Origin of the sequence: Streptomyces violaceusniger Tu 4113, assembly GCF_000147815.2 — a bacterium.
In the GTDB taxonomy this organism is placed as follows: domain Bacteria; phylum Actinomycetota; class Actinomycetes; order Streptomycetales; family Streptomycetaceae; genus Streptomyces; species Streptomyces violaceusniger_A.
In genome coordinates, this window is record NC_015957.1 from 6,121,416 (window position 1) to 6,135,323 (window position 13,908).

The window sequence follows — 13,908 nt, forward strand, 5'->3', positions numbered from 1 at the left end:
GCGGCAGTAGACGGTGACCGGGCGGCGGCCGGACTCGTCCGCGTCACGGACGGACACCTGCACCTCGGCCCCGCCCCGTTCGGGGAGGACAAGGGGTTCATGGAGGGTGAGTTCGTCCACCGTCCGGCAGTCGAACTGAAGCCCCGCCTGGAGCACCAGCTCCAGGAAGCCGGCCGCCGGGAACAGGGGCACGCCCAGGGCCCGCCGACCGGTCGGCCAGGAGTGCGCGTCGGCGGAGATACGGCCGGTGAGGAGGACACCGTCCGCGTCCGGCAGCGGCACCGTCGCACCGACCAGCGGATGGTCCAGCGCGCCGAGCCCGAGACCGGCCGCGTCGCCGGGGGTACGGGAGGGCTCCAGCCAGAACCGGGAGCGCTGGAAGGCGTAGGTCGGCAGCTCGACCCGCCGGGTGCCGGGGAAGACGGCGGCCCAGTCCAGCTCCACCCCGCGGGTGTGCAGTTGGCCGAGGGCGGTGGTGACCGTGACCGGCTCGGGCCGGTCGGCGCGCAGGGTGGGGATGAACTCGGCGTCGGCCCCGGTGACCTGGGCCTGCGCCAGGGCGGTGAGGGTGCCGTCCGGTCCGAGTTCGAGGAAGGTGCCGGTGCCGAGCTCCCGCAGCCGGTCCAGCCCGTCGGAGAACCGCACCGTCTCACGCACCTGCCGCACCCAGTACGCGGGAGAGCACAGCTCCTCCCCCGCCACCGAGCCCGTGAGGTCCGAGACCACCGGTATCCGCGGGGTGCGGAAGTCCACGGTGCCGAGCACCTCGGCGAACGCGGTGAGCATCTCGTCCATCAGCGGTGAGTGGAAGGCGTGGCTGACCCGCAGCCATCGCGTCTTCACCCCACGGGCGGCCATTGCCTCGGCCACGCCGTTCACCGCGTCCTCGTCCCCGGACACCACGACCGACGACGGTCCGTTCACGGCCGCAAGGGCGACCCGGTCGGTCAGGAACGGCCGTGCCTGGTCCTCCGGTACGGCCAGGGCCACCATCGCGCCGCCCGGGGGCAGCGCGCCCATGAGGCGGCCCCGGGCCGCGACCACCTTGGCGGCGTCCTCCAGCGACCAGAGGCCGGCCACATACGCTGCGGCCAGCTCTCCGACGGAGTGGCCCAGCAGATAGTCCGGGCGCACACCCCAGGAGGACACCAACCGGAACAACGCCACCTCGAGGGCGAACAGGCCCGCCTGCGCATACGCGGTGGCGTCCAGCGCGCCGGTGGCGTCGGACACCACCTCGTCGAGCGGACGGTCCAGATACGGGTCGAGCGCGGCGCAGACCTCGTCCCACGCCACCGCGAACACCGGGAACGTCTCGTACAACTCCCGTCCCATACGGGGGCGTTGCGCACCCTGGCCCGCGAAGAGCAGGGCCACCCGGCCGGGGCCCGCGGTGCCCAGGACCACGCCCGGCGTGGGCTCGCCGGCCGCCAGCGCGGCCAGTCCGTCCAGCAGCTCCGCCCGGTCCGCGCCGACCACCGCGGCGCGGTGCGAGAGCGCCGAACGGGTGGTGGCCAGCGACCAGCCCACGTCCACCGGGTCGGGTCCGGGGTGCGCGGCCAGGAAGGACCGCAACCGGGCGGCCTGCGCCCGCAGTCCGTGCTCGCCCCGGCCGGACAGCACCCATGGCAGCACCGCCGGGGCGGGCTCGGGTGCCGGGGCGGGCTCGGGTGCCGGGGCGGGCTCGGGTGCCGGCTCCGGATCGGCCCCCGGCTCCGCGGGGGGCTGTTCGAGGATCACATGGGCGTTGGTCCCGCTCACCCCGAAAGAGGACACCCCGGCCCGGCGGACGCGGGAGACCGACGGCCACTCCACGGGCTCGGTCAGCAGCTCCACCGCACCGGCCGACCAGTCCACATGGGTCGACGGCTGGTCCAGGTGGAGGGTCCGGGGCAGCATCTCGTGCCCCATCGCCAGCACCATCTTGATCACACCGGCCACCCCAGCGGCCGACTGGGTGTGCCCGATGTTCGACTTGATGGAACCCAGCAGCAGCGGGCGTTCGCGCTTCTGCCCGTAGGTGGCCAGCAGCGCCTGTGCCTCGATCGGGTCGCCCAGACTGGTGCCGGTGCCGTGTGCCTCCACCGCGTCCACGTCCGAGGTGGCCAGCCCGGCGCCGGCCAGCGCGGCCCGGATCACCCGCTGCTGCGAGGGTCCGTTCGGCGCGGTCAGGCCGTTCGAGGCGCCGTCCTGATTGACGGCGGAGCCCCGTACGACCGCGAGGACCCGATGGCCGTTGCGGCGGGCGTCGGACAGCCGTTCCAGCAGCAGCAGGCCGACGCCTTCGCCCCAGCCGGTGCCGTCCGCCGCGTCGGCGAACGCCTTGCAGCGGCCGTCGGCGGCCAGTCCGCGCTGCCGGGAGAACTCCACGAAGATGCCCGGGTTCGCCATCACCGTCACCCCGCCGGCCAGGGCGAGGGAGCACTCGCCGGACCGCAGCGCCTGCGCCGCCAGGTGCAACGCCACCAGCGACGACGAGCAGGCGGTGTCCACGGTGACCGCCGGCCCTTCCAGACCGAAGGTGTACGAGAGCCGGCCGGAGACCACGCTGCCGGCGCCACCGGTCAGGAAATAGCCCTCGGACCCCTCGGCCGCCTGGCCGGCTCCCGTTCCGTAGCCCTGCGATGCGGCGCCGACGAACACCCCGGTCTGGCTTCCCTTCAGCGACGCCGCCGGGATACCGGCCCGCTCCACCGCCTCCCAGGCCACCTCCAGCAGCAGCCGCTGCTGCGGATCCATCGCCAGCGCCTCACGCGGCGAGATCCCGAAGAACCCGGCGTCGAACTCCCCCGCGTCGTAGACAAAGCCACCGGCGCGGACGTACGAGGTTCCCGTGCTGTCCGGATCGGCGCTGTACAGGCCGTCCAGGTCCCAGCCGCGGTCGTCGGGCAGATCCGAGACCGCGTCACGCCCGGTGTCCAGCAGTTCCCACAGCTCCTCGGGCGAGGTCACCCCGCCCGGATAGCGGCAGGCCATCCCGACGATCACGACCGGGTCGTGGCCGGTGGCCGCCGGGGCGGCGGGCGGCGGCACGGCCTCGTCGACGGTGCCGTCCAGTTCCCGGAGGAGACGACCGGCCAGGACCGCCGGTGTCGGGTAGTCGAAGATCGCGGTGGCCGGCAGTCCGACCCCGGTGGCGGTGCGCAGCCGGTTGCGCAACTCGACGGCCGTGAGCGAGTCGAATCCGGTCTCCGCGAAGGTACGCGCCGTGTCGACATCGGCGGGGGTGCCGTGTCCCAGCACGGTCGCCACATGCGTACGGACCAGGTCGAGCACATGCTGTTCGCGCTCGACCACCGGCATCGCGGTCATCCGGTCGCGCAGTGACGACGCGTCTTCGCCCGAGCCCGCGCCGGTCGCGCGGCGGATCGGCGCGCGGACCAGACCGTGGAAGAGCGCGGGCAGCGCACCGGCATCGGCCTGCGCTCGCAGTGCCGCGGCGTCCAGCGGTGTCGCCAGCACGACCGCCTCGGTGGCCGCCCTGGCGCTGTCCAGGAGGCGGAGCCCCTGATCGGTGGCGAGGGGAGTGGCACCGGCCCTCGCCATCCGGGCGAGATCCCGGTCCGACAGGTGGCCGGTCATCCCACTGCGTTCGGCCCACAGTCCCCATGCCACGGAGACACCCGGCAGCCCGGCGGCGCGGCGATGCGCCATCAGCGCGTCCAGCCAGGCATTCGCCGCCGCGTAGGCGCCCTGTCCCGGGCTGCCCAGAACACCCGCGGCCGAGGAGAACACCACGAATTCCGCCAGCTCACGACCGGCCGTCAGCTCGTGCAGATGCCATGCGGCGTCCACCTTCGGCCGCAGGACCTCGCGCACCCGCTCCGCGGTGAGCGACTCCACCACCCCGTCGTCGAGCACGCCCGCGGTGTGCACCACCATCCGCAGACCGGGCATGGTGTCCAGCAGCCGGGCCAGCTCGTCCCGATCGGCCACATCACAGGCCACCACCCGCACCTGGGCACCCGATTCCCGCAGGGCGGCGGCGAGTTCGGCCGCGCCCGGGGCGTCCGGCCCCCGCCGTCCGGCCAGGACGACGTCCCGTACCCCGTGCCGTTCGACCAGGTGACGGGCGACCAACCCGCCCAGGGTGCCGGTGCCGCCGGTGATGAGCACGGTGTCCCGCTCCCGCAGCGGCTGCGGAACGGAGAGCACCAGCTTGCCGATGTGGCGCGCCTGCGAGAGGAAACGCAGCGCGTCGCCCGCCCGCCGGACGTCCCAGAACCGGGTCGGCAGCGGAGTGAAGACCCCCTGCTCGAAGAGCGACACCAGCAACTGGAGCAGTTCCCCGATCCGGTCGGGGCCCGCGTCCATGAGATCGAACGCCTGGTAGCGCACCCCGTGCTCGGCGGCGACGCGCTCACCGTCGCGGATGTCGGTCTTGCCCATCTCCAGGAAACGGCCACCGTCGGCGAGCAGACCGAGCGACGCGTCCACGTACTCGCCCGCGAGCGAGTTCAGCACCACGTCCACCCGGTCGAAGCGCTCGGCGAACTCCAGAGTACGAGAGGAGGCGATCCGGTCGTCGGCCACTCCGCCGGCGCGCAGCGTGTCCCACTTCCCCGGGCTCGCGGTGGCGTACACCTCAGCGCCGAGCCAGCGGGCCACCTGCGTCGCGGCCATGCCCACCCCGCCCGCGGCCGAGTGCACCAGCACCGATTCACCGGACCGGAGACCGGCCAGGTCCATCAAGCCGTACAGGGCGGTCAGGAACACCACCGGCGTCGCCGCCGCGTCGGCGAACGACCAGCCTTCCGGCAGCCGCGCCAGCAAACGGTGATCGGTCAGCGCCACGGGGCCGAACGCGCCGGAGAACAGGCCCATCACCCGGTCACCGGGGGTCAGGCCGGACACGCCGGGACCGATGTCGAGCACCACCCCGGCGCCCTCGCTGCCGATGACGTCCTGGCCGGGGATCATGCCGAGGGCGACCACGACGTCCCGGAAGTTCACCCCGGCCGCGTGCATCGCCACCCGCACCTGTCCGGCGCCGAGGACATCGGCGGCTTCCGGACAGGGGACGGCGGCCAGATTCTCCAGCGTGCCCTGGCTGGTGACGTCCATCCGCCACGGCGTCCCGTCCCCGTCGGCCGGGATGGTGGCCGGCGGGGTGAGCGGAGCCAGCCGAGGCGTCAGGACACGGCCACGGCGCAGCGCGAGATGCGGATGGCCGGCTGCCACCGCGGCGGCCAGCACCGTACCGGAATCCTGGTGGCCGTCGTGGTCGACGAGGACGAAGCGGTCCGGATGCTCGGCCTGCGCGCTGCGCAGCAGGCCCCAGACCGCCGCCGCGCCGAGGTCTTCGACGTTCTCGCCGGGAGCGGTCGACACCGCGCCACGTGTCAGCACGGCCAGCCGCGACCGGGCGCAGCGCTCGTCGGCGAGCCACCGCCGTATCGCCGTCAGCGCCCGGGCGACGACGGTGGACACCGCGTCACCGGCCGACTCGCAGCGCAGCACCACGACGTCGGGTACGGGGGTGTCCGGTCCCAGGTCGTCTCCCAGGGCGCATCCCAGGGCGTCGAACTCCACCGGCGCCTCGGCGGCCATGGTGGTCGGCAGCGGCGTCTCGCCCCAGTCCACGCGGTACAGCGCGTCCTGGTCCATGCCCCGGGGGTCCGCGATCTGACGACCGGACAGCGGACGCAGCGCCAGCGACGCCACGGACAGCACCGGCGCGCCCGCCGGATCGGCCACCTCCAGCGACACCGCGTCCGGACCGGCCGGGGACACCACCACGCGGATGGCGGAGGCGCCGACCGCGTGCAACGCCACTTTGCTCCAGGAGAACGGCAGATACGCCTGGCCGGGTTCGGTGAGGAAACGGCCGAGCCCCACTCCGTGCAGGGCGGCGTCGAGCAGGGCCGGATGCGCACCGCACCGGGCCGCCACGTCCTGTGCCGTCGGCTCCAGCGTCACCTCGGCGTATATCTCGTCGTCACGTGTCCACGCGGCACGCAGCCCTTGGAAAGCGGGGCCGTATCCGTGGCCGCGCTCCGCCATCGCCTGGTACATCCCCGAGACGTCGACGGACCGCGCGCCCTCGGGCGGCCACACCTCCAGGGACCGGAACGGCGCGGTGGCGCCCGGGGCGTCCGTGCCGCCGAGGGTCCCCGAAGCGTGCAGCAGCCACTCCCCGGCGCGGCACGAGTGCACCGTGACCGGCCTGCGGCCCGACTCGTCCGCGGCGGAGACGGCCACCTGCACCTGGACGCCGCCCTGATCCGGCACCACCAGCGGGGCCTGGAGGGTGAGCTCCTCCACCACCGGATGGCCGAAGTGCTGACCGGCCTGCAGCGCGAGCTCGACGAAGCCCGTGCCGGGGAAGACCACCGTGCCCCGCACCCTGTGGTCCGCCAGCCAGGGCTGTCCGGCCAGGGAGAGCAGTCCGGTCAGCACACCGCCCTCGGTCCCGGGCAGCGGCAGCACCGCGCCCAGCAGGGGGTGCTCGATATCGCCGAGCCCCAGACCCGACGCCTGGGTCACCGGCCGCACGGGTTCGAGCCAGAAGCGTTCCCGCTGGAAGGCGTAGGTGGGGAGGTCGACCGTCCGGGCGCCTGCGAAGAGCGGACGCCAGTCCACGTCGACGCCGCGGGTGTGGAGGTCTGCGAGGGCGGTGAGGAAACGGGCGGGACCGCCGTCGTCGCGGCGCAGCGATCCGGTCACGACGATGCCGGTGTCGACGGCGTCGGCGGTGTCCTGGATGCCGACGGTCAGCACGGGGTGCGGGCTCACCTCGACGAACGCGGTGTGGCCCTGCCCCATCAGGGTTTCGAGGGTGCTCTGGAATTCCACCGTGTGCCGAAGGTTGCGGTACCAGTAGTCGGCGTCGAGTGCGCGGGGGTCGGTGAGCCGTCCGGTCACCGTCGAGTGGAACGCGATCTGCCCGGCGCCCGGCCGGACCGGCGCCAGCGCCTCCGCCAGCTCCTCCCGGATCTCCTCCACCTGTGGGGAGTGCGAGGCGTAGTCCACCGGGATCCGCTTGGCCTCAGGGAACTCCGCGAGCACCGCGTCCAGCACCTCGACCGCACCGGACACCACGGTGGACGCCGGACCGTTCACCGCCGCGACCGACAGCCCGGGGCGGTCGCGGAGCCGGTCGGCGGGCACGGGGACCGACACCATCCCGCCCTGGCCCGACAGGGCCAGCAGCGCCTTGCTCCGCAAGGCCACCACCCGCGCTCCGTCTGCCAAGGTCAGGCCGCCCGCCACACACGCCGCCGCGATCTCACCTTGTGAGTGACCCACCACCGCCGACGGCACCACACCGTACGAACGCCACAGCTCGGCCAACGACACCATCACCGCCCACAACACCGGCTGCACCACATCGACACGGCCCAGTGCTCGTTCATCCGCCAGCACATCGAACAGCGACCAGTCGGCGAACGGGGCCAGCGCATCGGCACATTCACGCATCCGCCCCGCGAACACCGGCGAGGACTCCATCAGTTCCAACGCCATGCCGACCCACTGCGACCCCTGACCCGGGAAGACGAACACCACCTCGCGCCCGGGCTGGGCGGCGCCGCCGGTCTCGATGGCGTCCAGCCCCCGTCGTAGCTCCGCGAGGTCCGTACCCACCACCACGGCACGGTGCAACTGAAGCGAACGGCCGGCCACCAGCGTCCATCCGACATCGGCGGGATCCAGCTCCGGATGGGCATCGATGAAGGACGTGAGGCGCTCGACCTGGCCCCTCAGCCCGGCTTCGCCGGCACCTGACAGCACCCACGGCAGGGGCAGCGCCGTCCGGTGCTGGTCGGACAGCCGCTCGGGGGCCGACTCCGGCGACGACCCGGACGCCGACTCCGGCAACGGCCCGGGCACCGGCTCCGGCCCGTCCACCACATCCGGCCGGACCGCCACCGGCCCCTGCTCGACGATCACATGGGCGTTGGTGCCGCTGACCCCGAACGAGGACACGCCCGCCCGGCGCGGAGCGCCGCCCCGTGGCCACTCCCTCGCTTCGACGAGCAACGCGACCTGGCCCGCCGTCCAGTCCACATGAGGCGAGGGCTCGTCGACATGCAGGGTTCGCGGCAGTACACCGTGCCGCATGGCCATGACCATCTTGATCACACCGGCCACACCGGCGGCCGCCTGCGTGTGCCCGATGTTCGACTTCACCGAGCCGAGCCACAGTGGCTGGTCCTCGGGCCGTTCCTGACCGTATGTGGCGAGCAGCGCGTGTGCCTCGATCGGGTCGCCGAGGCTGGTACCGGTACCGTGCGCCTCCACTACGTCGATGTCGGTGGCGGACAGGCGGGCGTTCGCCAGCGCTTGGCGAATCACCCGCTGCTGCGACGGACCGTTCGGCGCCGTCAGGCCGTTGGAGGCACCGTCCTGGTTGACTGCGGAACCACGCATGACTGCCAGCACCCGGTGGCCGTTCCGCTCGGCGTCGGACAGCCGCTCCACCAGGAGCATGCCGGCACCTTCGCCCCAGCCGGTGCCGTCCGCCGCCGCCGCGAACGCCTTGCAACGGCCATCGGCCGCCAGTGCGCGCTGGCGGGAGAATTCCAGGAAGGCCGCCGGGGTGGCCATGACCGTCGCGCCACCGGCCAACGCCAAGGAGCATTCGCCGGAACGCAGGGCCTGCGCGGCGAGATGCAGTGCGACCAGCGACGACGAGCAGGCGGTGTCCACAGTGACCGCCGGGCCCTCGAGGCCGAAGGTGTACGCCAGCCGGCCCGAGGCGACGCTGGCGGCGCTGCCCGTGCCCAGATAGCCCTCCGCGCTCTGCGGGGCCCCGCTCGCCAGGGCGGCGTAGTCCTGGCCGTTGGTCCCGATGAACACGCCGGTCCGGCTGCCCTTGAGCGTGGCCGGGGACATATGGGCTCGCTCGAACGCCTCCCAGGCGACCTCCAGCAGCAGCCGCTGCTGCGGATCCATGGCGATCGCCTCACGCGGCGAGATCCCGAAGAACCCCGGGTCGAACGCGGCCGCGTCATCGAGGAAGCCGCCCGCCCGGACGTAGGAGGAGCCAGGGTGGCCGGGATCCGGGTCGTACAGCTCGGCCAGGTTCCAGCCACGGTCCGCCGGGAACTCCGACACGGCGTCGCGGCCGTCGGCCAGCAGCCCCCACAGGTCCTCCGGCGAGCTCACCCCGCCGGGGAAGCGACAGCTCATCCCGATGATGGCGATCGGTTCGTCGTCCACCGGGCGTGGCGCCACCGGGACCGGCGTCCGGTCGGCCAGGCCCAGCGCCTCCCGGCACACATGCTCGGCGAGCGCCACCGGGGTGGGGTAGTCGTAGATCACGGAAGCCGGGAAGCGTGCCCCGGTGGCCGCGGTGAGCCGGTTCCGCAGCTCGACCGCGGTGAGCGAATCGAAGCCGATTTCCTGGAAGGGCCGGGCCGGGTCGATCGCCTCGGATGCCGCGTGGCCCAGTACGGCGGCCACATGCGTGCGGACGAGGTCCAGCACGGTGGCCGTCCGTTCCCGCTCGGCCATGGCCTCCAGGCGGGTGGCGAACGCGTCGGCCGCCCCGCTGCCGGCCGACCCGGCCGGCAGAGATACGTCCCTGAGCAACTCCCTCAGCAGTGGGCTCGGCCGCGAGGCGGTGAGCCGCGCCCCGAAGGTCGCCCAGTCGATATCGGCCACCATCACCGTGGTTTCGTCAGCGGCCAGCACCAGCCCCAGGGCGGAGAGCGCCGACTGTGGATCCATGCCCTGCGACCGCGCCACTCCCGCGGCCATACCGGAATCGGCCCAGGCTCCCCAGGCCACCGATGTGGCCACCAGTCCCTCGGCCCGGCGCCGCTGGGCCAGTCCGTCCAACGCCGCGTTGGCCGCCGCATAGCTTCCCTGGCCCGGATTGCCCACGGTCCCGGCGGCCGAGGAGAACAACACGAAGGCGTCGAGGCCGGTGTCACGGGTCAATTCGTGAAGATGGCGTGCGCCGTCGGCCTTGGCCCGCATCACGTCGCGGATCCGCTCCGGGGTCAGCGATTCGAGCACACCGTCGTCGAGGACACCCGCCGCATGCACCACGGTACGCAGATCCGGAATCGTCCCCAGGAGAGCGGCGAGCGCCTCGCGATCGGCGACGTCGCACGCCACCACGCGCACCCGGTCCCCCAGTTCGGCCACCAACTGCGCGACGCCGGCTGCCTCGGACCCCCGGCGGCTCGTCAGCACGATCCGCTCCAGGCCGGTATCCGCCAACCAGCGCGCCACATGACGGCCCAGTGCCCCTGTACCGCCCGTCACCAGTGCGGTGCCCCGACCGCGCCATGCGGCCGACACCGCGGCGGTCGGTTCCGCCCTCGTCAGACGGGCGGCCCACGTCCCGGTGGCACGGATGGCGATCTGATCCTCACCGGTGTGCCCGGCGAGGATGGCGGCCAGCGCCTCCCCTGCGTGATCGTCCATGACCATCGGCAGATCGATCAGGCCGCCCCAACGATCCGGATGCTCCAGGCCGATCACGCGGCCCAGCCCCCAGACTCCGGCCTGGTCAGGATCCACCACGTCTCCGTCCGCCACGGAGACCGCGCCCCGGGTGACGCACCACAACGGCGCGTCGACCCCGGCGGCCACGAGGTTCTGCAGCAGCGACACCGTCGCCTCGACGGACAGCAGCGACACCACACCCGCGACCGCCACATCGCCCGGCTCCACCGCCGCCACGACCCGGACATCCGCTCCGGCCGACCGCAGCACGATGGCCACATCGTCGCCGTCAGTACGGTCGGTACCGTCAGCACCCGGCTCGACCACGACCAGCCAGGTCCCCGTCAGCACCTCCCCGGACGGCACACCCGTGACCGGCGTCCAGCCAAGCCGGTAACGCCAACCGTCGACCACCGACTGTTCCTGCTGTGCCCGCCGCCACGACGCCAAGGCAGGCAACGCGGCGCTCAACGGCTGTTCCTCGTCAACGCCCAGCGCCTGCGTATCACCACGCTCGACCGCGTCCCAGAACGCCGCGTCAACGGCGCTGGTCGCGGGCTGGACCGAGGACGACTCCAGCCAGAACCGCTGCCGTTGGAAGGCATAGGTGGGGAGATCGACCCGCCGACCACCGGGGAACACCGCCGCCCAATCGACCTGGATGCCCCGGACAAACAGCCCGCCCAAAGCTTCCATGGCCGCGGTCGGCTCCGGACGATCCGGACGCAGTACGGCCAGTCCGTCGCCATCGGCCAGTGCGGTCAATGTGCCGTCGGGTCCCAGCTCCAGGAAGGAACCGACACCCAGCCCACGGAGTGTGTCGAGTCCGTCGGCGAACCGGACGGTCTCCCGCACATGACGCACCCAGTACTCCGGCGAGCACAACTCCTCACCCGCCACCACACCCGACACATTCGACACCACTGGCAAGCTCGGGGCCCGGAACTCCACCCCTCGCAGCACCTCACCAAACTCCGCCAGCATCCCGTCCATACGCGACGAATGAAACGCATGACTCACCCGCAACCACCGCGTCCGCACCCCCCGACCAGCCAACACACCCGCGATCTCAGCGACCTCATCCTTATCCCCCGAGATCACCACCGACTCAGGACCATTCACCGCCGCAACAGCCACACCCCCGGTCAACAGCGGCCGCACCTCATCCTCCGACACCGCCACCGAAACCATCGCCCCACCCGACGGCAACGCCTGCATCAAACGACCCCGAGCAGCCACCACCCGCGCCGCATCCTCCAACGACCACACACCCGCCACACACGCCGCAGCCAACTCACCAATCGAATGACCCAGCAGGTAATCCGGCTTCACACCCCACGAGATGATCAGCCGATACAGCGACACCTCAAGCGCAAACAAACCCGCCTGCGTATACGCCGTCTCCCCGATCAACCCCGCGTCATCACCCCACACCACCTCACCCAAAGGCCGCTCCAAATACCGGTCCAGCTCCCCACACACCTCATCCCACACCCCCGCGAACACCGGATACGCCTCATACAACCCACGCCCCATCCCCAACCGCTGCGACCCCTGACCCGCAAACACCACACCCAACCCACCACCAACCGGAACCCCCACAACCACCGAACCCAACCCACCCAACAACTCATCACGACCCGCACCCACCACCACCGCACGATGCGACAACGCAGAACGAGCAGCCACCAACGACCACCCCACATCCACCAGATCCCATTCGGGGTTGTCCGCCACAGCCCCGCGCAACCGCTTCACCTGCGCGTACACCGCGGCCTCGCTCTGACCGGACACCACCCACGGCACGGCGGGCAGCCCCACGCGCTCGTCCTCAGCCTCCACCACCCTGGGCGCCTGCTCGACAATCACATGGGCATTCGTCCCGCTCACCCCGAACGCCGACACACCCACCCGACGCGGCCGATCCACATCCGGCCACACCACCTGCTCAGTCAGCAACTCCACCCCACCAACCGACCAATCCACATGCGGCGACGGCTCATCCACATGCAACGTCCGCGGCAACACCCCAGACCGCAGCGCCATCACCATCTTGATCACACCGGCCACACCCGCCGCCGCCTGCGTATGACCGATATTCGACTTCACCGAACCCAACCACAACGGCCGACCCGGATCCCGATCCTGACCGTAGGCGGCCAACAGGGCCTGCGCCTCGATCGGATCACCCAGCGTCGTCCCCGTACCATGCGCCTCCACCGCATCAACATCCCGAGCAGCAAGCCCGGCGCTCGCCAGCGCCTGCCGGATCACCCGCTGCTGCGACGGACCATTCGGCGCCGTCAACCCATTCGACGCACCATCCTGATTCACCGCGGAACCGGACACCATGGCCAGCACCGGGTGGCCGTTCCGCTCGGCGTCCGACAGCCGCTCGACCAGCACCATGCCGACGCCCTCGGACCAGCCCGTCCCATCCGCACCGGCGGCGAAGGACTTGCAGCGGCCATCGGCGGCCAGCCCGCGCTGACGCGAGAATTCCACAAAGGTGGCGGGCGTCGCCATCACCGTCACCCCGCCTGCCAGGGCGAGGGAGCACTCGCCCGACCGCAGCGCCCGCACCGCCCAGTGCAACGCCACCAGCGAGGAAGAACACGCCGTGTCCACCGTGACCGCTGGGCCCTCCAACCCGAACGTGTAAGCCACCCGACCGGACACCACACTGCTCGCGTTGCCGGTCAGCCGATATCCCTCGGAGCCTTCCGGGGCCTGGCCGTCTCCGCCGCCATAGCCCTGCGCGGACGCGCCCACGAAGACACCGGTCTGGCTGCCCTTGAGTGTCGACGCCGGGATTCCGGCCCGTTCGAATGCCTCCCACGACGCTTCCAGCAGCAGCCGCTGCTGCGGATCCATCGCCAGCGCCTCACGCGGGGAGATACCGAAGAACCCGGCGTCGAACTCCGCCGCGTCATGGAGGAAGCCACCCGAGCGGACGTACGACCGGCCCGAGCGAGTGGCATCGGCGTCGTACACACCGGCCAGATCCCAGCCACGGTCGGAGGGGAAGGGCGATACGGCGTCTTCGCCGGCGCTGACCAGCCGCCACAGTGCCTCCGGAGAGTCCACACCACCCGGGAAGCGGCAGCTCATCCCGACGATCACGATCGGATCGTCGTCCACGGCACTCGGCGTGTGCGGTATCTGTATCTCTTCGGCCAGCCCGAGCGCCTCGCCGCACACATGCTCGGCGAGCGCCCCCGGAGTCGGGTAGTCGAAGATCACGGAAGCCGGGAACCGCAGTTGGGTAGCCGTACTGAGCCGGTCCCGCAGTTCCACGGCAGTCAGAGAGTCGAAGCCCAGCTCCTGGAACGTCCGGTCGAGGTCGATCGCGGTCGGGTGCGGGTGGCCCAACACCTTGGCGGCATGCGTCCGTACGAGCTCCGCGACCGCACGATGCCGCTCCTGCCGCGACAACCCGCTGAGCGTGGCGGCGAATTCACCAGCCGTCGACGCGATCGGCTCGGACGTGTCGGCTATCAGCTCGCTCAG

General features: G+C 72.0%; 1 pseudogene (cut by a window edge). It reads right to left on the reverse strand.

Annotation, left to right across the window (positions count from 1 at the left end):
* Window positions 1-13,908 (reverse strand): annotated as a pseudogene (locus STRVI_RS54770) (type I polyketide synthase) (its annotated part continues 17,379 nt past the right edge of the window); the annotation flags it as partial.